Raw genomic sequence first — 23,373 nt, forward strand, 5'->3', positions numbered from 1 at the left:
CTCGCGCATCGGCCCGGCCCCATGCCGGGCCTTGTCATTTCCAGCGCCGCGCCTGGCGCAACCAGCGCCGCTCCCCCGCCGCATCGGCCTGCGGCTGGCGATAGCGCAACTCGACATACTCCTTCACCAGCCGCTGCAGACGAGCAAAATCATCGCGCGGCAGGCCCTGGGCCGCCTTCAGCAGCTCAATCGGTCCAAGCGCGGGCGAGACTGCGACGCCACGCTGCGCCAGCCGCTGCCGCAGCCTCATCCATCCTTCGGCCAGCGGCGGCTGCCGCGGCCGTCTACGCCACCACCAAGCCAGCGGCAAAAGCGCCAGCGCCATGCCGATCAGCAGGCCGCGCACCACGCTGCCGCCATCGACATCGTCTCCCAAGCCCAGACGCTGGAACAGGCCGCGCTGCCGGGCGGCATCGTAACCGACCACCCACTGCTGCCAGGCGAAATCCGCCGCCTGCCATTGTTGCCGCCACCGGCGCAGCCACTGCGGCGGCAGCGCCGCGCCCGCGAAGTCCGCGCCGCGCAAGGCCGGCAGAGACTGCTCCGCCCCCTGCTCCAGCCGATTCGGAGAAACGGCCGAGGTCGGGTCCACTCTCAGCCATTGCCTCTGATCCGCGAGCCAGACCTCAACCCAGGCGTGGGCGTCGGAGGAGCGCACCAGCCAGAAGCGGCCCAGCGGATTGTATTCCCCGCCCTGATAACCGATGACCACCCGCGCCGGCATGCCGGCGGCGCGGGCAAGAAAGGCGAAGGCCGAGGCGTAATGCTCGCAAAACCCCTGCCGCGCGCCGAACAGAAACGCGTCCACCGGCTGCTCGCCCAGCAATGGCGGCTGCAAGGTGTAGCGGAAGCCCCCCAGCCGCAGATATTGCAACGCCTCCCGCACAAAGCCGCTTTCGCCGCCGCCGCGCTGCCGCAGTTGCCATGCCAGCGCCCGGCTTCTGGCGTTGCCCGCCGGCAGTTGCAGATAAAAGGCGCGCCTGCCGGCCGATAGCGGCTCCGTGACGCGCGCCCCAACCATGCTGACTAGCGGATAGCGCGCCAGATCGTCCTGGCTGCGATCCTGCCGCAGCAAGCCGCCGGGCGCCATATGACTGCCCGGCGCGGCGGCCTGCGGCATCTCCAGCGCCGGCAGACGTCCCTGATCGGCGCGCAGCGTCAGGCTGTATGCCAACTCACGGCCACCCGTGAGCGTCAGCGGCGATACACTCTCCTCGGACGCTCGACGCCAGCGCCGGCCATCAAACGCGTCCAACAGCATCACCCGCCAGTACAGCTGATCCTGGCGCGGCGGCAGCCCGTCGAACACCACGCTGAATGCCGGCTCCCGATTCAGAATCAGTTTGCTGATGCTCCCGGGCTCCATGTCCTCGCCCAGGCCGCTGCCGGCGGCAGGCTGTTGCTGCGGCATGCTCCACAGCGGCTCCGGCAGGCGCGGCATCATCACGAACAGCACCAGCATGATGGGCAGCGACAACAGCAAGGCCTGCGCCGCGCTGCGCCAGCTGCCGCGCGGCAAGCCGCCGGCCAGCATGGCGGTGGCCCAGGTCAGCAGCAACAAGGCGGCCGCCAGCCAGGCCGCCATCAGCGGCGACTGGTTGAACAACAGCGGCATCGCCGCCAGGAAAAAACCCAGCGCCAGCAGCACGCGCCAGTCGCGCAGCGTGGCGGTTTCATAGGCCTTGAACGCCGTCAGCAGCACCAGCAGCGCCACGCCGCCCTCGCGGCCGATCAAGGTGCCCAGCTGCAGCCAAGCCCCGCCGATGGACAACATCAACAGCGGCAACAGCAACCAGCGCGACGGCAAGCGCCCATCGCGACGGGCCAGCCAGCCGCGTCCGAGCAAGGCCACGCAGCCCAGGGCCATCAACCACAGCGGCAGAAACCATGCCAAGGGCAGCATGACCCAGACCAATGCCAGCAGCACCGGACCATGGCGCATGGCCTGCCCCGCCCCGCTCATCCGCGGCTCCCGAACAAGGCCAGCGCGGCCAGCGCCAGATCGCGCTGCCGCGGCTGCGGACCGATCTCGGCATCGGGCAGACACAGCCGGTAGCGCTGGCGTTGCCGCTCGCACTGTTCCACCCGCCAGGCCATCCGCGACAATCTCCGTTCCGCGTCCGTCTCCTGGCCGTAATCGCTCCAGCGGATCAGCCGCAGCGCGCTGCCCGCCTCGCCGACGAAACGCTTGCTGGCCAGCGTGTCGCGCTGCGCCAGCACCTTCCAGGCGATCTGCCGCGGCGTATCGCCATGGCGGTAGGCGTCGAGGTGGGAGAAGTCGTCGCCGCCAGGCCGAGCGTCGCCCCCCTCCCCGCCATCGCCTTCGCCGGCGCCGCGCGACGCATCGGGCAAAGGCGCCGGATAGACCAGCGCCCGCGCGTTCAGGCGCAACACTGCCCAGGCGCGGATCAAGCCGAATGGCGCGTCGCTTTGCGCCACGCATGGCGGCAGCGCCAGCCAGCCGCGCCGGGTGGTCGGCACCGCCAGCACGGCCTCGCCGCCATGGCCATCGAAAACGCAGGGAATAAGGGCATCGTCCTGGCCCAAGAGATGCAGCGACAGCTGCCGCGCCTGCGGCTGCGGACTGTCCAGCCGCAAGCGGAAACCGGCAGGGTCGCCGGCGAACACCGGCGCGCCGGCCTCTGCCGACACGACCAGGCCGGACAACTGGCGATAGGCCATCAGCACCGCCACCAGCGCCAGGCCCACGATCCAGAACGCCAGGGCATAGGCCAGGCTGACCTGGTAATTCAGCGCCCCCACCCACACCGCCAGCGCCACCGCCAGCAACAGCAAGCCAAAACGGGTAGGCAGCAGGTATATCCGGCGCTGCGTCAGTTCGCAGCGGTTCTGCAGCGGCAGCCGCGCCAGCCACCAATGCCGGAAGCGATCACGGAATGGCAACATGGGCGAGCAGCCGCTCCAGTTCCTGGCCGACGTCCGCGCCGGACGCCGACTGCAGCCGGTGCGCCGCCACCGGCAGAAAGATCGCCTTCACGTCCTCCGGCAACAGATGATCGCGCCCAGCCAGCAAGGCCCAGCCGCGGGCGGCGGCCACCAGGGCCTGCCCGGCACGCGGACTCAGCCCGGTGACGAACAGGCCGGGACGCCGCGTGGCTTCCAGCAGCGCCAGCAGATAATCGGCCAGGGCCGGCGACACCGTCACGGCGGCGGCCTGCTGCTGCAGCGACAGCAGCTCGCCCGGCGACATCACCGCCTGGAATCGCGCCAGCAGGTCGCGCCTGTCCTCGCCCATCAGCAGCGCCCGTTCCGCCTCGCGCGGCGGATAGCCGAGGGAAATCCGCATCAGAAAGCGGTCCAGCTGCGATTCCGGCAAGGGAAACGTTCCCATCTGCTCTCCGGGGTTCTGCGTGGCGATGACGAAAAACGGCGACGGCAGCGCATGGGTCTCGCCGTCTATCGACACCTGGCGCTCCTCCATCGCCTCCAGCAAGGCCGACTGCACTTTGGGCGAGGCGCGGTTGATCTCGTCGGCCAGCAGCACCTGGGTGAACACCGGGCCCTTGTGCAGCTCGAAGCGCCCGCCATCGCGCTGATAGATGCTGACGCCCAGGATGTCGGCCGGCAGCAAGTCGCTGGTGAACTGCACCCGGCGGTAATCCAGGCCCAAGACGGTGGCCAGGCCGTGCGCCAGCGTGGTCTTGCCGACGCCGGGCACATCGTCGATCAACAGATGGCCGCGCGCGATCAGACAAGCGAAGGCCAGCCGGATCGGCTGCGGTTTGCCCAGGATAAGCGTGTTCAGTTGCCGGTAGGCAAGGGAGAGAGATTGCATTTGACCCCGGTTGCGCGCAGTATTTATCAAAATCACATAATCGCCATCCATTGTAAGCGCGTAGGGAGCGTACGTGTTCAACTGGCTGAAAAACCGCCTGCAGCGCAACGGCCTGACGGCCTACATCACCCATCCCGACTGCCTGCTGCACAATATGGGGGTGGGCCACCCGGAATGCCCGGAGCGGCTGACGGCTATCCGCGACCAGCTGATGGCCTCGCAGATCTTCGACACCCTGCAGGAAGTCGAAGCGCCGGAAGCCACCTATGAACAGCTGGCGCGCGTCCACCCGCCCCGTTACGTCGAATATCTGGAAGCCTGCGCGCCCAGCGTCGGCACCTTCCGCATGGACCCGGACACCGCGATGTCGCCTGGCACGCTGAAGGCGGCCCACCGCGCGGCCGGCGCCGTGGTGAAGGCGGTGGAGCTGGTGGCCGAGGACAAAGCGCCCAACGCCTTCTGCGCCATCCGCCCCCCCGGCCATCATGCCGAGAGCGACAAGGCGATGGGCTTCTGCTTCTTCAACAACATCGCCGTCGGCGTCGCCCACGCGCTGGCCCAATACAAGTTCGAACGGGTGGCGGTGGTGGATTTCGACGTCCACCACGGCAACGGCACAGAGGAAATCCTGCACGACGATCCGCGCGTGCTGATGGTCTCCATCTTCCAACACCCGTTCTACCCCTATTGCGGCGATAAGCCGCAGGGGCCGAACATGCACAACGTGCCGCTGAAAGCCGGCAGCGGCGGACGGGAGTTCCGCGAGGCGGTGGAAAACGTCTGGCTGCCGCTGCTGCACGACTTCCAGCCGCAAATGCTGTTCATCTCCGCCGGCTTCGACGCCCACCGCGAAGACGATATGGGTTCGCTGGGCCTGACCGAAGCCGACTACGAATGGGTGACGCGCCATCTGCTGCAGATAGCCGACCAATACTGCGCTGGCCGCATCGTATCGGTGCTGGAGGGCGGCTACGACCTGTCGGCGCTGGGGCGCAGCGTCGCCGCCCATATCCGGGTGCTGTCAGATGGCTGAACGCCAATCTCACTGACAAAGGACTGAAATGAAGCGCTGGTTCCAAAATAATCGCGGGTTTCTGGTTTTCCTGCTGGTATTCGGCCTGTTCCGCACCGCGGTGGCGGACTGGAACCCGATCCCATCCGGTTCGATGCGTCCCACCGTGCTGGAAGGCGACGTGGTGTTGGTCAACCGGCTGGCCTACGACCTGAAGCTGCCCTTGAGCAACGTCATCCTGCATCGCACCGGCGAACCTCAGCGCGGCGACATCGTCACCTTCGCATCGCCCAAGGACGGCACGCGGCTGATCAAGCGATTGGTGGCCGTGCCCGGCGACATGGTGGAAATGCGCAATGAGGAACTGATCATCAACGGCCGCACCGCCCATTACCAACCGCTGCAGCAACTGACGGAGACCGTGGCGGACAATGTGGCGCTGCCTGCGCTGCGCTTGCAAGAAAGCGGCGTGCTGCCGCCGCACCGCATGCAATGGCTGGCAGGCGTCAACGCCCGCAGCAGCTTCGGTCCAATCACGATCCCGCCGGGGCAGTACATGATGCTGGGCGACAACCGCGACGACAGCGCCGACTCCCGCTACTTCGGCCTGGTGCCGCGCAATCTGCTGATCGGCCGCGCCGTCGGAATCATCGCCTCCGCCGACATCACCGGCAACTGGATGCCGCGCTGGGAGCGTTTTGCCAGCGATTTCCACTGATCGTCCATCGCCAAACAAAAAGCCGACCCATCCGGGACGGCTTTTTCTTGGCCGAAAATCAATCGTCAGCTGGCGTCGCTCTTGCCGCCTATCTTGTCTTCCTGGCCAGTCATCAGCTTGATCAGATTCGACTTGTGGCGATGGATCACCACGATGGCGATGATGATGCAGGTGCCGAAGAACACGCTCTGCGGGCCGAGGATGAAGTAGGCGTAAACCGGGACCAACACGCAGGCGACCAGGGCTGACAGCGAGGAAATCTTCACCACGAAGGCCATGAACAGCCAGGTGGCGATCGCCGCCAGCGCCAGCGGCAGGCTGATGCCGAACAGAATGCCTACCGCGGTGGCCACGCCCTTGCCGCCCTTGAAACCAAAGAACACCGGCCACATATGGCCGAACAGCACGGCCAGCGCGCACATGGCGATGCCCTGCTCGCTCAGGCCGTAGCGCGGCCCCAGCCAGGCGGCCAGCGCCACCGCCACCCAGCCCTTGGCGCCGTCGCCGAGCAGCGTCAGCACCGCCGCCAGCTTCTTGCCGCTGCGCAGCACATTGGTGGCGCCGGGGTTGCCGGAGCCGTAGCTGCGCGGGTCGGCCATGCCCATCGCCTTGCTGACGATCACGGCGAAAGACAGCGAACCGATCAGATAGGCCGCCAGGACAAATGCAAATGCGGTCGTGGTCATGGTGGTGGTGTGTCCGTTAGATTAGAATAGGAGGTTTCGGATTTTACGGTATCGGGCGCCAAAGCCCAACCTCCTAGGACTGATGGACATCATATTCCTGCGCGAAGTGCGCGCCGACACCGTGATCGGCGTGTACGACTGGGAGCGCACAGCCGCCCAGACCATTGAAATCGACCTGGAAATCGGCATTCCCAGCGACACGCCCTGCCACAGCGACAATATCGGCGACACCATACACTACGGCGTCGTGGTGGAACGTTTGCGCCAATCGCTGGAGGAACAGCACTTCCTGCTGCTGGAGGCCCTGGCCGAGCATATCGCCAAAATGGTGCGCGAGGAATTCGGCGCGCCCTGGGTCAGGGTAGCCGTGACCAAGCTGGGCATTCTGCCTGGCGTCAAACGGGTAGGCGTGCAGATAGAACGCGGCCACCGGCCGCGCTGAGACCGGATCAGTCGGTATTGAAGCGCAGCTTCAGGCCGACGTCCTTATTGTGCATCTTGACGGTCAGATGGGTGCGCTTGCCCAGATCCACATTGGGCACCAGCCGCAATGTATGGCCGTCGGCATCCTGCTCCAGCCGCACCGGCCCCAGCTGCAGCCCCTGCGGCGTCAAATCCTGCTTCTGCACGGCCGCATCTCGCGGCGAAGCGCACATCAAGGCCTGCGGCAGGCAAGCCGCCAGCGCGGCTGCGCACTGCAGCCAGATGGCAAGCGAGAACAGCAGACGGCCGACCATGCCACGACTCCATCCATTGACAATTTAATCATGGACCAAGCCGCGCAGCCGTCAAGAACCGCTTGTAAATCAGCGGTTTCGCATGAAGTCCGCGGTGTTGTAGAACGCCTCCAGCAACTTGTCCTTCAGCCAATCCTCCACCACCAGTTCGCTCACCGCCTGCCGCATGCACAGCATCCACTGGTCGCGCGCCGCCTCGTCGACGGCAAAGGGCATGTGGCGCATGCGCAGGCGCGGATGGCCAAAAGCCTCCATATACAGAGACGGGCCGCCCAGCCAGCCGGACAAAAACATGAACAGCTTCTGGCGCGAGCCGGACAAATCGGCTGGATGCATGTCGCGCAGCGGCTTTACAGCAGGCTCGCTGTCCATGATGTCGTAGAACCGGTCCGTCAACCAACGCACCACCCCTTCGCCGCCCAACAGTTGGTACGGCGTCATTTCCTGCACTTCGCTCATTCTTGCTCCAGATGCCGGCCCAATGCGCCGGCGGTATTTCAAACGCCGCGGAAGGCAAAATCCAATTGCGGCTTGCGGCCGCTGATGATTTCCGCCAGCGCCCGCCCCGAGCCCGCGCCTTCGGTCCAGCCCAGCGTGCCGTGGCCGGTATTCAGATACAGCTTGCCGATGCCGCTCTTGCCGATCAGCGGCACATTGCCCGGCGTGGCCGGCCGCAGACCGGTCCAGAAACGCGCGGCATCCCAGTCGCAGGCGTCGGGAAACAGGGCCTGCCCTCGCCGCAGCAAAGCCGCGCAGCGGGCCGGATGGAGATGGGACGAATAGCCGGACAACTCAGCCGTGCCCGCGATGCGCAGCTCGTCGCCCAGGCGGCTGAATACCAGCTTATGCGCTTCGTCGGTAATGCTGACCATGGGCGCGGCCACCAGGCTCTTCACCGGCACCGTCGCCGAATATCCCTTGGCCGGATAAATGGGTAGCCTGAGACCCAGCGGCGCAGTCAATAGCGGAGAATGGCTGCCCAGCGCCAACACGTAAGCGTCGGCCGTCACCCGCTGGTAACTGCCGTCCGGCCCCGTCACCGACACGGCGCTGACTGCGCCGGCCATCGTCTCCAAGGCATTGATCCGGGTATTGTAGCGGAACTCCACGCCCAGGCCGGCGGCCGCTTCGGCCAGGCCGCGCGTGAACAGATGGACATCTCCGGACTCGTCGTCCGGGCACCAGCTGGCGCCGGCCAGCTGAGGCAGCGCCGACGCCAAGGCCGGCTCCAGCGCCAGCAGCTGATCGGGCGCCAGAATCCGTTTGTCCACCCCCAGCCGCCGCATCCTGGCGGCGGCGCGCTCGGCCTGCGCCAACTGGCCGGCCGTGTAATGCAAGGTCAGAATGCCGCGCGACAGGCGACGGTAGGCAATGCCGGTTTCCTCGCGCAGCTGGCGCATCGCATCGCGGCTATACAGCCCCAAGGCCACCATCTGCCGCGTATTGCCGTGATCGCGCCCTGGCAGGCATTCCAGCAGGAAATCGGCGATCCAGCGCCATTGCGCCGGCTCCAGCCGGGGCCGGAACAGCAGGGGCGCGTCGTCGCGCCATAGCCAACGCAGCACCTGCCACGGCGCGCGTGGATTGGCCCACGGCTCGGACTGGCTGACCGACAACTGGCCGCCATTGGCGAAACTGGTCTCGCGCGCCGCGCCGCAGGCTCGCTCCAGCACCACCACTTCATGGCCCATTCTGGCCAGAAACCAGGCGGTGGACACGCCCACCACGCCGGCCCCAAGTACTGCCACACGCATTCCGCCTCCATCAGACAAGACAACGGGCAAGACGCGCTTGCCCGTTATGGCGGAATGTTAAAGCCAAATGCGCGCGGCGGCGACTATTTTGTCGGACAAACCGCCTATTTCTTGGCGTGCTCGTACACGGTCTTGCCGCGCAGGTGGAAATAATCGGACGCGAAATAGAAGTTTTCCGAGTGGCCGACGAAGAGCAGGCCATCCGGCTTCAACAGCGGGGCGAAGCGCTTGAGCACGCCGAACTGGGTATCGCGGTCGAAATAGATCATCACATTGCGGCAGAAGATGGCGTCGAACTGCTTGCGCACGCTCCAGTTTCCCTCCACCAGATTCAGCCGCTGGAAGGTGATCATATTGCGCAGCGCCTGCTTGGCCTGGTAACTGCCGTTCGGCAGCTTGTCGAAATACTTGACCGCATGGCCAGCCGGCAGCCGGGCGATCTTGTCTGCCGAATAAATGCCGGTGCGCCCGGTTTCCAGCACGCTGGTATCCAGATCGGTGGCCAGCACGGTGACATTCGGCCGCGACATACCGGGGAAGGCCTCCAGCGCGGTGATCGCCAGCGAGTACGGCTCCTCGCCGGTAGAAGCCGCCGCGCACCAAATGGACAACTCGCCGCCGGCCGCCGCCCGCTTCTTCAGATGCTCCGACAGGATGGGAAAATGGTGCTCCTCGCGGAAGAAGAAGGTCAGGTTGGTGGTCAGCGCGTTGACGAACTGCTCGAACTCGCGCTTGCCGCCTATCGACTCCAGAAAATCGACGTAGGCGGCAAAGCCGGGCAGCTTCAGCTCGCGGATGCGGCGCACCAGCCGGCCGTACACCATGTCTTTTTTGGATGGATTGAGCGCGATCCCCGCTTCCTTGTAGATCAGCTTGCGGATGCGTTCGAAATCGGCGTCAGTGAAAGTGAACTCGCGGTTGAATTCTATCTTGGGCAATACCACTGGCGGCAGTTTGTTCATGTCGTGGATTCCACAGCAAAAAGGCCCGGGCAAGTGCCCGAGCCTGGTTCTCACCTTCGCTCAGTATCACACCGAGAACGAAGAACCACAACCGCAAGTCGTAGTGGCGTTGGGATTGCGGATCACAAACTGCGAGCCTTCCAGGCTTTCCTGGTAGTCGATCTCGGCGCCGACCAGGTATTGGTAGCTCATCGGGTCCACCAGGAAAGTCACGCCCTGGCGCTCGATGGCGGTATCGTCCTCGTTGGCGATCTCGTCGAACGTGAAACCGTACTGGAAGCCGGAACAGCCGCCACCGGTCACGAAGACGCGCAGCTTCAGGTCGGGATTGCCCTCTTCCGCGATCAAGTCCAGCACCTTGGTGCAGGCGCTGTCGGTGAAGTTGATCGGGCTCGGCATTTCGGTAGCAGCTTCTGTCATGTGTAACCTCGCATTCAGTCGGGCCGGTTCGCGGCCATTCACCCACTATTTTAGTCGGATATCGGGGCGAATGGCGAGCCTTCAAGCCCCATACCCGCCATCAGGGCAGCAAGGGCACCACATCCAGGCCGTCGGTTTCCGGCAGGCCGAACATCAGATTCATGTTCTGCACCGCCTGGCCGGCCGCGCCCTTGACCAGATTGTCTATCACCGACAACACCACCACGGTGTCGCCGCCCTGCGGCCTATGCACGGCGATGCGGCACAGGTTGGCGCCGCGCACCGAGCGGGTTTCCGGATGGCTGCCGGACGGCAGCACATCGACGAAGCCTTCGCCGGCGTAACGGCGCTCGAACAGCTGCTGCAGATCGACATCCTTGGTCAGCCGCGCATACAGCGTGGCATGGATGCCGCGTATCATCGGCGTCAGGTGCGGCACAAAAGTCAGGCCGACCTGCTTGCCGCCGATATGGGAGAGACCCTGGCGGATTTCCGGCAGGTGACGGTGGCCGGCCACGCCATAAGCCTTGAAGGAATCGCCGGCCTCGGCCAGCAGCGCCCCGATCTCGCCTTTGCGGCCGGCGCCGGACACGCCGGACTTGCAGTCGGCGATCAGGCTGCCTGCATCGACCATGCCCGCCTCGATCAACGGCAGGAAGCCCAGTTGCACCGCGGTCGGGTAACAGCCCGGGTTGGCCACCAGCCGCGCGCTGCGGATCGCCTCGCGGTTCACTTCCGGCAAGCCGTAAACGGCGTCGGCCACCAGATGCGGCGCGGCGTGCTTGACGCCATACCACTTCTCCCACTCGTAGACGTCCTTGATGCGGAAATCCGCCGCCAGGTCTATCACCCGCACGCCGGCATCCAGCAACGCCGTCGCTTCCTGCATGGCAATGCCGTTAGGCGTGGCGAAGAACACAACATCGCAATCCTGCAGCCTGGCCTCATCCGGCGTGGTGAACGCCAGGTCGATGCGGCCGCGCAGGCTGGGGAACATCTCGTCGACGCGGATGCCGGCATCCTTGCGCGAGGTCACTGCCGTTACCCGGGCCTGCGGATGCTTGGCCAGCAAGCGCAACAATTCCACCCCGGTGTAACCGGTTCCTCCGACGATCCCAACCTTGATCATGGCCAGCCCTTTATATAAAAAAATGTCGCAAAGGCGACAGTTTAGGCAGTGAAAGCTGTCGCGGCAAGACCGCGGCAACACATAAAGAAAAGAAAAAACCGCCGGGCCAAGGCCAGGCGGTTTTTTTCCATGCAGAACCGAGCGATTAACGCTTGGAGAACTGCTTGGCGCGACGTGCTTTGCGCAGGCCGACTTTCTTACGCTCAACTTCACGAGCGTCGCGGGTAACGTAACCAGCGGCGGACAGGGAAGGCTTCAGAGCGGCATCGAAGTCGATCAGGGCGCGAGTGATGCCGTGGCGGATTGCGCCGGCTTGGCCGGTTTCACCACCGCCAACCACGTTTACCTTGATGTCGAAGGATTCGAGGTTTTCGGTCAGGACCAGCGGCTGGCGGATGACCATGCGACCAGTTTCGCGGGCAAAATACTCGTCAACCGGCTTGCCGTTAACGATGATCTGGCCGGAACCTTTTTGCATGAACACGCGAGCGACGGAGCTCTTGCGACGGCCGGTGCCGTAGTAGTATTTACCGTTCATTGTTATGCCTTAAAATCAGATTTCCAGCACTTTGGGCTGTTGGGCGGAGTGCGGATGCTCGGAACCAGAGTACACCTTGAGCTTCTTGATCATGGCGTAACCCAGCGGACCCTTCGGCAGCATGCCTTTGACGGCTTTCTCCAGAACGCGTTCCGGGAACTGGTTTTGCAGTTCGGTGAAAGTGCGTTCGTAGATACCGCCCGGGTAGCCGGAGTGACGGTAGTACTTCTTGTCTTGGGCCTTGGTACCGGTCACGCGCAGTTTTTCGACGTTCACCACAACGATGAAGTCGCCGGTATCTACGTGCGGAGTGAATTCCGGCTTGTGTTTGCCACGCAGGCGGCGGGCGATTTCGGCAGCCAGGCGACCCAGCACCTTATCGGCGGCGTCGACCACGTACCACTCGCGCTTTACCTCATGCGGCTTGGCAGAAAAGGTCTTCATGGAACTCTTCCATCGTAATTCTTGAAAGTTACGGATTTTAGAGCAATGGCCGGGTCGCTGTCAAACCCTTGTGACACAACAGATTTCCGGAGGGCGGGAAACTGTGCGAGGCGTGGTAAATATGGTCAAAAAAAAAAAAAGCGCAACGCTGCTGCGTGTTGCGCCAAGTTCCACCTTTGAGAAGGAGGATGGAGGAGACAACATCAGGGTGCCACAGTGCGTAACGCCCTGATGCAATACCGATTATCAGTATCCCACCGGGATTAGGCAAGCAATTTTTGTGCACTGCACGATAAATGATGTGCGCCAATGAGACACCCTTGCCACAGCAAGGCGAAACGGGCGCCGCCGGCGCCCGTTTCATCGGCAAATCAGCGATTTACAGCTTGATCGCCGCGTCCAGTGCCACTTCCATCATGTCGCGGAAAGAGGTCTGGCGCTCCTCGGCGCTGGTGGCTTCGCCGGTCGGAATAATGTCCGACACGGTCAGGATGCCGGCAGCACGGGCGCCGTACTGGGCCGCCACGGCGTAGATGCCGGCCAGCTCCATCTCGATCACATTGACCTGCATCTTGGAGAGCACGTCCAGCATGTTCGGCTGCACGCCGTAGAACAGATCGGCGGAGAACACATTGCCGACAGTCACTTTCTTGCCCTGCTCCGCGGCGGTATCCACCAGCGTGCGCAGCAGCGTGTAGTCGGCGATGGCGGCGTAGTCATGATCGTTGAAGCGCATGCGGTTCACCTTGCTGTCGGTGGACGCGCCCATGGCGATGAACAGCTCGCGCAGCTTGATGTTGGGCGTCACCGCGCCGCAGGAGCCGATGCGGATGATGTTCTTGACGCCGTAGTCCTTGATCAGCTCCGTGGTGTAGATGCTGGCGGACGGGATGCCCATGCCGTGTGCCATCACCGACAGGCGCTTGCCCTTGTAGGTGCCGGTGTAGCCGAACACATTGCGCACATTGGTCACCTGCTCCGCGCCTTCCAGGAAGGTTTCGGCGATCATCTGGGCGCGCAGCGGATCGCCCGGCATCAGTACGGTTTCGGCGAAAGCGCCATCCTTGGCGTTGATATGCGGGGTAGCCATTGAAAGTCTCCTCTAAGCGATATGCAATAGTCTGGCGGCAGCCCGTGATCCGGGCCGCTCAAATGCGGTGAGCGGGCCGCCAGGCGGCCCGCAGGTAGGACTCAGTCCAGGAAGGACGTGCCGTAATCCATGGCAGGCAGGCCAAGATGGCTGGCCACGCTCTGACCGATGTCGGCAAAGGTGGTTCGCTCACCCACGCTGCCCGGCTTCACCGACTTGCCGTAGCACAACACCGGGATGTGCTCGCGGGTGTGGTCGGTGCCCGGCCAGGTGGGATCGCAGCCGTGGTCGGCCGACAGGATCAGGATATCGTCGTCGCCGAGCGCGTTCATCACCTCAGGCAAGCGCGCGTCGAACTCTTCCAGCGCCGCGGCGTAGCCGGCAGTATTGCGGCGATGGCCGTAGCTGGAGTCGAAATCGACGAAGTTGGCCATGATGATGGCCGGCTTGTCCCGATGCTGATGCATGGCGGTCAGCGTAGCGTCCCACAACTGGTCAAAGCCGGTGGCCTTGTGCTTGTGGGTGATGCCGACATGCGCGTAGATATCGGCGATCTTGCCGATCGACACCACGTCGCCGCCGGCGTCGGCCAGCTTTTTCAGGACGGTCGGCGCCGGGGGCTCCACCGCCAGGTCCTTGCGGTTGCCGGTGCGGGCGAACTTGCCTTTGCCCTCGCCGATGAACGGGCGAGCGATCACGCGGCCGATATTGTACGGCTCCAGCAGTTCGCGGGTGATCTTGCACAGCTCGTACAGCCGGTCCAGACCGAAGGTCTCTTCATGGCAGGCGATCTGGAACACCGAGTCGGCCGAGGTGTAGAAGATCGGCTTGCCGGTCTGCATGTGCTCTTCACCCAGGCGGTCCAGAATCTCGGTGCCGGAGGCGTGGCAATTGCCCAGATAGCCCGGCAGGCCAGCCTTCTCGACGATGGCGTCCAGCAATGCCTGCGGGAAGCTGTTGTCGTGCTCGCTGAAATAGCCCCAGTCGAACAGCACCGGCACGCCGGCGATTTCCCAGTGGCCGGACGGGGTGTCCTTGCCGCTGGAGATTTCGCTGGCGTAGCCGTAGGCCGCCAGCGGCGCGGCCGGGTCCATCCCTTCCGGGAAGTAGCCGGACGACAGTTGGCAGGCGTGCGCTAGGCCCATCTTGGACAGATTGGGCAGCTTCAGCGGACCGCTGCGGCCCACGTCGGCGCGGCCGGCGGCCGCTTCCATGGCGATGTGGCCGAGCGTGTTGCTGCCGGCGTCGCCAAACTTGTCGGCGTCCGCCGCGGCGCCAATGCCCAGCGAATCGAGAATAATGATAATTGCGCGTTTCATGCTGCCTCCCTGGCCTTATTCGCCACGGATGATCTGGTAAACCTGCGGCAGCGTGGCCGGCGCGATTTCATCGATGCGGATGGCTGCCTTGACCCGACGCGCCGCGTCTTCGAAGCTCGCCTCGTCAGCGGCGTGGATCATCATCAGCGGGGTGTCCTTGCTGATATTTTGGCCCAGTTCGACGAACTGCGACAGTCCTACGCGGAAATCCAGTTCGTCGCTGGCCAGACGGCGGCCACCGCCCAGCGCGCAAACGGCCATGCCGATGCCGCGGGTATCCATCGCGCCGACGAAACCGGTCTTATCGGCGAATACCGGACGCACGATGGGCGCCGGCGCCAGATGGCGATCGTAGTTTTCCAGGAAGTCAGCCGGGCCGCCCAGCGCGGTCACCATGCGGCCGAAGATCTCGGCGGCGCGGCCGGAATCCAGCGCGGCCTGCAGCTTGGCGCGGGCATCGGCCTCGTCGCTGGCCAGCTTGCCGCCGATCAGCATCTGCGCGCACAGCGCCATGGTCACTTCATGCAGGCGAGGGTTGCGCTCGTCGCCCTTCAGATAGCGCACGGCCTCGCGGGTTTCGATGCTGTTGCCGGCGGTGGAGGCCAAGGGCTGGCTCATCTCGGTGATCAGCGCGGTGGTGGCCACGCCGGCGCCGTTGCCTACCTTGACGATGCGTTCGGCCAGTTCGATGGACTTCTGCATGGTCGGCATGAAGGCGCCGCTGCCGGCCTTGACGTCCATCACCAGCACGTCCAGGCCCGCCGCCAGCTTCTTGGATAGGATGGAAGCGGTGATCAGGGCGATGGATTCGACGGTGGCGGTGACGTCGCGGGTGGCGTAGAAGCGGCGGTCGGCCGGCGCCAAGTCAGAAGTCTGGCCGATGATGGCCACGCCGACTTCTTTCACCACCTTGCGGAACAGCTCCGGGTCCGGGAACGGGTTATAGCCCGGCACCGCCGACAGCTTGTCCAGCGTGCCGCCGGTGTGGCCCAGGCCGCGGCCGGAAATCATGGGCACGAAGCCGCCGCAGGCGGCGACCATGGGCCCGAGCATCAGCGACACCACGTCGCCCACGCCGCCGGTAGAGTGCTTGTCCACGATGGGGCCGGGCAGGTTCAAGTCCTTCCAGTGCATGCGGCGGCCGGAGTCGCGCATGGCCAGCGCCAGGTGCACGTTCTCTTCCAGCTCCATGCCGTTGAAGTAGATGGCCATCGCCAGAGCGGCGATCTGGCTGTCCGCCACGCTGTTGTCGGTGATGCCGGCAACGAATTGTTGAATGTCTTGCTGCGACAGCATCACGCCGTCGCGTTTTTTGCGAATGATTTCCTGCGGCAAAAACATGGCATTCTCCCTGCCTGATACCCACTGCGCTGCAGAATGAAACGGCAATGGGCGATGCGGCCGGGAAATCGCCCGGCCAGAGTGCGGTACCCCCGCGAATTCCTAAATAATCAGTAGCCGCTGCTCGGCTTGGCGACGCCGCCGGCGATCTCGATCTGCAGATTGGCCAGCAGGCTGGACGCGCCGAAGCGGAAGTGCGCGGCCGTCACCCAGCCGTCGCCCAGCAGGTGCCCGGCCAGGTCAAGGTACTGCGCGGCCTCGGCCGCGCTCTTCACGCCGCCGGCAGCCTTGAAGCCGCACTTGCCGCCGGTTTCCTTGATCACGTTCAGCATCACGTCCGCCGCTTCCAGCGTGGCGTTGACCGACACCTTGCCGGTGGAAGTCTTGATGAAATCGGCGCCGGCGCGGATGGAAATCTCGCTGGCGGCGCGGATCAGCGCCGGGTCTTTCAGCTCGCCGCTTTCGATGATGACTTTCAGCAGCTTGTCGCCGCAGGCCTCTTTGCAGGCTTTGACCAGTTCGAAGCCGATATCGCGGTTGCCGGCCATCAGCGCGTGGTACGGGAACACCACGTCCACTTCGTCCGCACCGTAGGCGATGGCGGCGCGCGTCTCGGCCACGGCGATGGCGACGTCGTCATTGCCATGCGGGAAGTTGGTGACGGTGGCCACCAGCACTTCCGGGCAACCGGCCTCGCGCAGCGTTTTCTTGGCGATGGGCACGAAGCGCGGAAACACGCACACGGCGGCCACGGTGCCGTCCTGGCTCTTGGCTTTCTGACACAGCGCGATCACCTTAGCGTCGGTATCGTCGTCGTTGAGGGTGGTCAGGTCCATCAGGGACAGCGCGCGGCGCGCGGCTTCAATCAATGCAGACATGGTCATTCTCTCTAGAAAGGCATCGCTCGGCCCCGGCTAGCCCCCGTCGACATGACGGCGTTTTGTCCGAGCCACTGGATGCGATTATGAAAATTTCTTCACGTGAAAGCAAATCGCGAATCGCACGGACTTGCTTAAACGCAAACCGGCGGCCTTGGCGTGAGCATCATCTAAAAAACCAAACCGGCTGAAACGCCCGCCACGCGGTCCTTTCAGCCGGCTTCCTTTACTGTTTGGCTTACACCCGGCGCGCTTCCTGCACGCCGGGCAACTCCATCAAACGAGACAACACGCGGCTGATATCCTGCACCTGTCTCACTTCCACCGTCAGCCGCAGCCGGCTGCGATGGTCGCGCGCCAGCGTATTAACGCCGATCAGGTTCAGCTTCTCGCGCGACAGCACATCGGACAGATCGCGCAGCAAGCCGGGGCGGTCCATCGAGATCACCTCGATGTCTATCGGGAACACGCTGTTTTTCTGGTCGCCCCACTCCGCCGCGATCAAACGCTCCGGCACCTCCTGCGACAGCTTTTTCAGCGTGATGCAGCTGCTGCGGTGGATGGAGATGCCGCGGCCCTTGGTCACAAAGCCCATCACCTGGTCCGGCGGCGCCGGCTTGCAGCACTTGGCCAGCACCGTCATCAGGTTGTCCACGCCCTCGATCAGCACGCCGCCGGCATCGTGGCCGCCCTTGCTGGCCTTGACCAGGCTTTCCGGCAGCACTTCCACCGCCGGCGGCGGCGCGAAGCTGGTAATGGCGTTGCTGACGGCGCGCATGGTCAGTTCGCCATGCCCCAGCGCGCCGTAGACTTCATCGAGCTTGTCGTAGCCAAGCTTCTCTGCCAGTTGCTGCAGATTGGGCTGAATGTGCGGCCGCCGCGCCAGCTCGCGCTCGAACAGCGCCTTGCCGGTCTCGCGCACCGTGTCGGCGTTTTGCAGCCGGATGTACTGGCGGATCTTGGAGATGGCGCGATGGCTCTTCACCCAGCCGTCGTGCAGCCAGTTGACCGACGGGCCGCCTTCCTTGGCCGCCAGGATTTCCACGCGCTGGCCGTTCTGCAGCGGCGTGGACAGCGGCACGATCTGCCCTTCCACCTTGGCGCCGCGGCAGCGGTTGCCCAGGCCGGAGTGGATGGCGTAGGCAAAGTCGATCGGGGTGGCCCCCTGCGGCAGCGCCAGCACCTTGCCCTGCGGCGTCAGCACGTAGATGGTGTCGGCGAACAGCTCGGTCTTGAACGCCTCGGCCAGGCCTTCGCGGTCGGACATTTCCTCGCGCCAATCCAGCAGCTGGCGCAGCCAGGAGATTTTCTCCTCGTAAGCCGCGTCGCCCTTGCCGCCTTCCTTGTAGCGCCAGTGCGCCGCCACGCCGAATTCGGCATGCTCGTGCATCTCGAAGGTGCGGATCTGCACCTCCAGCGCTTTGTCCTCGGGGCCGATCACCGCGGTGTGCAGGCTGCGGTAGTTATTGGCCTTGGGATGGGAGATGTAGTCGTCGAACTCGCCGCGTATCGGCTGCCACATGCCGTGGATGATGCCGAGCGCGGTGTAGCAGTCCGGCAGTTTGTCCACCAGGATGCGCACCGCGCGGATGTCGTAAAGCTCGGAGAAGTCGAGCTTTTTCTTCTTCATCTTCTTCCAGATGGAATAGATGTGCTTGGGCCGGCCGGCCACTTCGGCCTTGACGCCGGCCTTGCTCAATTCTTCGCGCAGAACGTTCAGCACGCGCTCGATATAGTCGATGCGCTCCAGCCGCCGCTCGTCCAGCAACTTGGCGATCTTCTTGTAGGTGTCCGGCTCGGTGTGGCGGAGGCCCAAGTCCTCCAGCTCCCACTTGATCTGCCATACGCCCAGCCGGTTGGCCAAGGGCGCGAACAGCTCCAGCGTTTCGCCGGCGATGCGGCGGCGCACCGCCTCGTCAGCCACATTGGCCAGGTAATGCATGGTTTGCGTGCGCCAGGCCAGCTTGATCAGCACCACGCGGATGTCCGCCACCATCGCCAGCAGCATCTTGCGCATGGTCTCGGCTTGGCGCGCGCAGTCTTCCGGCGTGGCCATCTTGTCGATGCGGGCGAATTCGGTGATGCGGCGCACGCCGCCGACGCCGTCCACCAGCATGGCCACGGTGGGATTGAAGGTTTCCGTCAGCCACTGCTGCCATTCCGGGTGGTAATCCGGCGCGGAGAACAGCAGCGTCGCCGCGATGGCGTCCGGCAACAGGTGCAGGTCGGCGACGATGGCCGCGGCGGCCACCGCATGGCTGAACAGGTCTTCGCCGGTGGCGGGGACGGTCTTGCCGGCATACATCTGACGGGCGGCCTCGAAGGCGCGGGCCAGCAGGGCGCCGTCCTCCGCGGGATAAGCGGCGGACAAGCGCTCCAGCCAGCGCGCCGGATCGGCGGCGTCGGCCAGGGTATCGGCAACGGTGCGGACTACGGAAACCATATCTGTCTATCTGGACGGACCTGCCGTCTTAGCCACGGCCGGGCGGGCCCGGCCATCGGATTTGCCACATGGGCGGGATGCGCCCCGCCCTCTTCAAACTTGCGCCAGCCTCAACAGCAAGCGGCGAACCGGCGCCGGCACGCCGGCGTCCACCGCCTGATCGATGTCCAGCCACTGGCCATCAGCCTCGGCGACGCCCGCAGCCCTAAACTGGTCTATGCGGACCGGCTGCGGCGTGATGATCAGGCGAAAATGCGTAAACACATGCTCCAGCTCCGGCCAGGCGGGCAGCATATCGCCCTCGCCCGCAGCGCGCAGCCAGTCTTCGATCTCGAACGTGGTGGCGAACTCCGGCAAAGACAACAGTCCGCCCCAAATGCCTGTCGGCTGACGGCGCCGCAGCCATACCTGATTGCCGCGCTGCGCCAGCAACATCACGGTTTGCCGGGTCGGCACCGTTTTCTTCGGCCGCGGCGTCGGCAACTCGCCGGTACGCCCGTCGCGCGCCGCCACGCAGCCATCCAGCATGGGGCAGGCGGTGCAGGCCGGCTTGCCGCGGCTGCATACCGTGGCGCCCAGGTCCATCAAGCCCTGCACATACGGGCCGATGTCGGCGGCGTCGCGCGGCAGTATCTGCTCCGCCAGCGCCCACATCCGCTTCTCCACGGTCTTTTCGCCGGGGAAGCCCTCCACGCCGAAACAACGGGCCAGCACCCGCTTGACGTTGCCGTCCAGTATGGTTTCGCGGCGGCCAAAGGCGAAGGCGGAGATCGCGGCGGCGGTGGATCGTCCCACGCCCGGCAGCCGCTCCAGCTGTTCGCGCTCGGCCGGGAAGACGCCGCCGAATTCGTCCATCACCATTCGCGCCGCCTTGTGCAGATTGCGCGCACGGCTGTAATAGCCCAAACCGCTCCATTGCGCCAGCACGTCGTCCACCGGCGCGGCCGCCAAGGCCGCCACATCCGGGAAACGGGCCAGGAAACGCGGGTAGTAGTCGAGCACGCTCTTGACCTGCGTCTGCTGCAGCATGATCTCTGACAACCATACGCGGTAGGGGTCGCTAACCTGCCAGGGCAGATCGTGGCGGCCGTGCCGCCGCTGCCAGGCCACCAGTCGGGGGGCGAAACTGCTGTGCAACATCGCGATCCAGTATCCAATCGAACCGGTTATGGTAACGGAAAGCCGCAGCGTCACCAAGCAGCCGGAGGCCAAATGCGGTAAAATTAAAAGATTACTTATTTAGTTGTTCAATTCGAGGTCGTTTCAATGTCCAGTTTCCGCTCCCGCCAACGCGCCAGCCAGCGCCGCGATCAAACCAGCCGCGAACGCGCGGCCAACTCGCCGGCAGGCGGAAACCAGCCGCCGCGGGATGGCGAAAAGCCGCCGCGCGCGCCGTACTCCGGCCCGCGCCCCGGCGCGGCCAAGCCGGACTGGCAGCCGCGTCAGGACGACCGCCGCTTCGACAAGCGCGGCCCGCGCCCGGAGCAAGGACAGGACAAGCGTTTCGACCGACCGGCCGGCAAGCCGGACTGGCAGCCGCGCCAGGACGACCGCCGCTTCGACAAGCGCGGCCCGCGCCCGGAGCAAGGACAGGACAAGCGTTTCGACCGACCGGCCGGCAAACCGGACTGGCAGCCGCGCCAGGACGACCGCCGCTTCGACAAGCGCGGCCCGCACCCGGAACAAGGACAGAACAAGCGTTTCGACCGCCCAGCCGGCAAGCCGGACTGGCAGCCGCGCCAGGACGACCGCCGCTTCGACAAACGCCCGCCGGAAGCCGGCCAGGAGCGCCGTTACGACCGCGACCGCGGTCCGTCCAGCCGCAAACCGCTGCCGGAAGGCGCGGAGCGCGCGCCGGACTTCCGCCGCGACGGCCCCGCTCAGGACAAGCGCTACAGCCGTGACCGCGGCCCCTCCGGCCGCAAGCCGCTGCACACCGAAGACGCGGCGCCGCGTCCGTTCAAGCCGCGCGCCGAGGGCGAAACGCATCAGGCCAAATGGCAAGACCGCGCCCCGCGCGAAGACCGCATGCCGCGCGACGAAAACGCCCCGCGCAAGCTGTTCTCCAAACGCGAGGACGGCGAACGCGACAACCGCTTCCGCCGCGACGACAAGCCGCAATGGCAGGATCGCGCCCCGCGCGAAGACCGCCCGCCGCGCGATGACAACGCCCCGCGCAAGCTGTTCTCCAAGCGCGAGGACGGCGAACGCGACAACCGTTTCCGCCGCGACGACAAGCCGCAATGGCACGATCGCGCCCCGCGCGAAGACCGCCCGGCTCGCGACGAAAATGCCCCGCGCAAGATGTTCTCCAAGCGCGAGGACGGCGAACGCGACAACCGCTTCCGTCGCGACGACAAGCCGCAGTGGCAGGATCGCGCCCCGCGCGAAGACCGCCCGGCTCGCGAACAGCACGCTCCGCGCAAGCTGTTTTCCAAGACGGGAGAAGAGGCGCGCGACAACCGCTTCCGCGACGAAGCGCGCGGCCTTCAGCCGCTGAAGGACAACCACCGCCTGGACAACCCGCAACGCCGCTTCGAGCAGCGCTCGTTTGACCGCCAGCAAGAGCAGGAGCAGGCGCCGCGCATCGAACGCAGCATCACCGGCCGCCTGGACAGCAGATTGTCGCTGTTCGCGCCTTGTCCGCGCGGCCTGGAGCAGGTGTTGGCCGATGAACTGCTGGCGCTGGGCGCCGGCGACATCGCGCCCGCCGACGGCGGCGTGGCCTTTGCCGGCGACGCGCGCCTGATGATGGCGGCCAACCTGCATTGCCGCACCGCCAGCCGCATCCTGCTGCGCCTGGCCCACGGCGGCTACCATGCCGAGCAGGACATCTACCGGCTGGCGATGAGCGTGGACTGGCCGCGCTGGTTCGATGTATCGCGCACCATCAAGCTGAAGGCCGACGGCATCGCCGCCCGCGTCAAGAGCCTGGACTACATCGCGCTGACGGTGAAGGACGCCATCTGCGACCGCTTCCGCCAAGCGCAGCTGGGCCGCCCCAGCGTGGACACCCGCAATCCGGACGTCCGCATCAATGTCTTCCTGACCGCCGACACCGCCACCGTTTACCTGGACACCAGCGGCGAGCCGCTGTTCAAGCGCGGCTGGCGCGAGGAAACCGGCGAGGCGCCGCTGCGCGAAAACCTGGCCGCCGGCATTTTGCTGCTGGCCGGCTATGACGGCAGCCAGGCGCTGCTGGACCCGCTGTGCGGCAGCGGCACCTTCCTGGTGGAAGCCGCCGACATCGCGCTGAACCGCGCGCCGGGCCGCAGCCGCCGCTTCGGATTCGAGGCGCTGTCGAGCTTCGATTCCGCGTCATGGGAAAAACTGCAGCTGGACGCGCGCAAGGCCGAGCTGCCGGCGGCATCGTTGCCCATCCGCGGCTCGGACCGTTCGCAAGCCATGGTCAACATCGCCCGCGCCAATCTGGAACGCGCAGGCCTGGGCGACCTGGTGGAAGTGAAGGCGGCCGACGTGGCGGACACTCGCCCGCACGCCGAACACGGCCTGATCGTCACCAATCCGCCGTATGGCGTGCGGCTGGAAGAACAGGATCAGCTGGCTACCTGGTATCCGGAACTGGGCGACTGGCTGAAGGCCCACTTCGCCGGCTGGACCGCCTGCCTGTTCAGCGGCGATCTGCGCCTGGGCAAGCTGATCCGCCTGGCGCCGAAGCGCCGCACCCCGCTGTTCAACGGCTCGCTGCAATGCCGTCTGTTCGTGATCAATATGGTGGAAGGCAGCGCGCGCAAGCAGAAGGACGGCGAAGAAGCCGCCGACGTTGAAAGCGGCGACGACGAGCAGTAAGCCACAACCGTTTCAGCCACGAAACCCACGAAAAACACGAAACAACAGGCACTCCACCGATATTTTTCCGTGTCGTTTCGTTGGTTTCGTGGCGCGAATCACAATGCTGCGCGCCGCAGCACAGCACCATCTTTTTACTACGAGACGCACTAAAAACACGAAACAACAGGCACTCCGCCGATATTTTTTCGTGTCGTTTCGTGGGTTTCGTGGCGCGAATCACGATGCTGCGCGCCGCAGCACAGCACCATCTTTTTACTACGAGACGCACGAAAAACACGAAACAACAGGCACTC

22 protein-coding genes are annotated in these 23,373 nt (G+C 65.0%); 4 read left to right on the plus strand and 18 right to left on the minus strand.

Annotated elements, in window-relative coordinates; translation table 11 throughout:
* Positions 1-34 precede the first annotated feature (34 nt).
* From C2134_RS14675 to C2134_RS14685, 3 genes are read right to left on the minus strand one after another with little or no spacing between them, the layout of a single operon-like run.
* Positions 35-1,963, minus strand: a complete 1,929-nt coding sequence (locus tag C2134_RS14675) for a transglutaminase TgpA family protein (protein WP_103320888.1) — start codon at positions 1,961-1,963, stop codon at positions 35-37.
* Positions 1,960-2,907: a DUF58 domain-containing protein gene (locus C2134_RS14680; protein ID WP_103320889.1), complete on the minus strand. Its 948-nt coding sequence runs from the start codon at positions 2,905-2,907 to the stop codon at positions 1,960-1,962. Before C2134_RS14680 ends, C2134_RS14675 begins: the two co-directional genes overlap by 4 nt.
* Complete coding sequence (locus C2134_RS14685) at positions 2,891-3,796, minus strand: AAA family ATPase (protein WP_103321009.1); 906 nt, start codon at positions 3,794-3,796, stop codon at positions 2,891-2,893. Before C2134_RS14685 ends, C2134_RS14680 begins: the two co-directional genes overlap by 17 nt.
* Before the next feature lie 73 nt (positions 3,797-3,869).
* On the opposite strand from C2134_RS14685, the gene C2134_RS14690 reads away from it, so the two are divergent.
* Positions 3,870-4,829 carry a histone deacetylase family protein gene (locus C2134_RS14690; RefSeq protein WP_103320890.1) on the plus strand — a complete coding sequence of 320 codons (960 nt, stop codon included), beginning with the start codon at positions 3,870-3,872 and terminating at the stop codon, positions 4,827-4,829.
* A 28-nt stretch (positions 4,830-4,857) separates the two neighbouring features.
* On the plus strand, positions 4,858-5,526 hold the full coding sequence (gene lepB, locus C2134_RS14695; protein ID WP_103320891.1) for a signal peptidase I: 669 nt from the start codon (positions 4,858-4,860) through the stop codon (positions 5,524-5,526).
* 65 nt (positions 5,527-5,591) lie between these two features.
* Here the strand turns inward: lepB and plsY are convergent, their stop codons facing one another.
* A complete protein-coding gene (plsY, locus tag C2134_RS14700; protein ID WP_103320892.1) occupies positions 5,592-6,212 on the minus strand; it encodes a glycerol-3-phosphate 1-O-acyltransferase PlsY in 621 nt (206 codons plus the stop codon).
* A gap of 82 nt (positions 6,213-6,294) precedes the next feature.
* On the opposite strand from plsY, the gene C2134_RS14705 reads away from it, so the two are divergent.
* Positions 6,295-6,654 (plus strand): dihydroneopterin aldolase, encoded by a 360-nt coding sequence (locus C2134_RS14705; RefSeq protein WP_043629044.1) that lies wholly within the window; start codon positions 6,295-6,297, stop codon positions 6,652-6,654.
* 7 nt (positions 6,655-6,661) lie between these two features.
* Here C2134_RS14705 and C2134_RS14710 read toward each other — a convergent pair whose 3' ends face one another.
* From C2134_RS14710 to mutY, 14 genes are all read right to left on the minus strand, one after another.
* On the minus strand, positions 6,662-6,949 hold the full coding sequence (locus C2134_RS14710) for a hypothetical protein (RefSeq protein WP_103320893.1): 288 nt from the start codon (positions 6,947-6,949) through the stop codon (positions 6,662-6,664).
* A 69-nt stretch (positions 6,950-7,018) separates the two neighbouring features.
* The gene (locus C2134_RS14715) at positions 7,019-7,408 is read right to left on the minus strand and encodes a group II truncated hemoglobin (protein WP_199179948.1); all 390 of its coding nucleotides are present in this window, start codon (positions 7,406-7,408) and stop codon (positions 7,019-7,021) included.
* 38 nt (positions 7,409-7,446) lie between these two features.
* Positions 7,447-8,703 (minus strand): D-amino acid dehydrogenase, encoded by a 1,257-nt coding sequence (locus tag C2134_RS14720; protein WP_103320894.1) that lies wholly within the window; start codon positions 8,701-8,703, stop codon positions 7,447-7,449.
* A 104-nt stretch (positions 8,704-8,807) separates the two neighbouring features.
* Positions 8,808-9,665, minus strand: coding sequence for a CheR family methyltransferase (locus C2134_RS14725; RefSeq protein ID WP_103320895.1), 858 nt, complete (start codon positions 9,663-9,665; stop codon positions 8,808-8,810).
* 66 nt (positions 9,666-9,731) lie between these two features.
* Entirely contained in the window at positions 9,732-10,064 is a 333-nt protein-coding gene (gene erpA / locus C2134_RS14730; protein WP_390861608.1) for an iron-sulfur cluster insertion protein ErpA, read from the minus strand.
* 121 nt (positions 10,065-10,185) lie between these two features.
* A complete protein-coding gene (gene argC / locus C2134_RS14735; protein ID WP_103320896.1) occupies positions 10,186-11,214 on the minus strand; it encodes an N-acetyl-gamma-glutamyl-phosphate reductase in 1,029 nt (342 codons plus the stop codon).
* 145 nt (positions 11,215-11,359) lie between these two features.
* The gene (rpsI, locus tag C2134_RS14740; protein WP_103320897.1) at positions 11,360-11,752 is read right to left on the minus strand and encodes a 30S ribosomal protein S9; all 393 of its coding nucleotides are present in this window, start codon (positions 11,750-11,752) and stop codon (positions 11,360-11,362) included.
* A gap of 15 nt (positions 11,753-11,767) precedes the next feature.
* On the minus strand, positions 11,768-12,196 hold the full coding sequence (gene rplM / locus C2134_RS14745; RefSeq protein ID WP_043621694.1) for a 50S ribosomal protein L13: 429 nt from the start codon (positions 12,194-12,196) through the stop codon (positions 11,768-11,770).
* A gap of 379 nt (positions 12,197-12,575) precedes the next feature.
* Entirely contained in the window at positions 12,576-13,286 is a 711-nt protein-coding gene (deoD, locus tag C2134_RS14750) for a purine-nucleoside phosphorylase (protein WP_103320898.1), read from the minus strand.
* 101 nt (positions 13,287-13,387) lie between these two features.
* A complete protein-coding gene (locus C2134_RS14755; RefSeq protein ID WP_103320899.1) occupies positions 13,388-14,605 on the minus strand; it encodes a phosphopentomutase in 1,218 nt (405 codons plus the stop codon).
* A 15-nt stretch (positions 14,606-14,620) separates the two neighbouring features.
* Positions 14,621-15,946, minus strand: a complete 1,326-nt coding sequence (deoA, locus tag C2134_RS14760; protein ID WP_103320900.1) for a thymidine phosphorylase — start codon at positions 15,944-15,946, stop codon at positions 14,621-14,623.
* Between the two features lie 110 nt (positions 15,947-16,056).
* A complete protein-coding gene (deoC, locus tag C2134_RS14765; protein WP_103321011.1) occupies positions 16,057-16,824 on the minus strand; it encodes a deoxyribose-phosphate aldolase in 768 nt (255 codons plus the stop codon).
* 238 nt (positions 16,825-17,062) lie between these two features.
* Positions 17,063-19,267 carry a RelA/SpoT family protein gene (locus C2134_RS14770; RefSeq protein ID WP_103320901.1) on the minus strand — a complete coding sequence of 735 codons (2,205 nt, stop codon included), beginning with the start codon at positions 19,265-19,267 and terminating at the stop codon, positions 17,063-17,065.
* 93 nt (positions 19,268-19,360) lie between these two features.
* A complete protein-coding gene (mutY, locus tag C2134_RS14775) occupies positions 19,361-20,404 on the minus strand; it encodes an A/G-specific adenine glycosylase (RefSeq protein ID WP_103321012.1) in 1,044 nt (347 codons plus the stop codon).
* A gap of 129 nt (positions 20,405-20,533) precedes the next feature.
* On the opposite strand from mutY, the gene C2134_RS22165 reads away from it, so the two are divergent.
* Positions 20,534-23,077 (plus strand): THUMP domain-containing protein, encoded by a 2,544-nt coding sequence (locus tag C2134_RS22165; RefSeq protein ID WP_369406781.1) that lies wholly within the window; start codon positions 20,534-20,536, stop codon positions 23,075-23,077.
* Positions 23,078-23,373 lie beyond the last annotated feature (296 nt).

The organism is Chromobacterium sinusclupearum (assembly GCF_002902845.1).
Classification (GTDB): Bacteria; Pseudomonadota; Gammaproteobacteria; order Burkholderiales; family Chromobacteriaceae; genus Chromobacterium; species Chromobacterium sinusclupearum.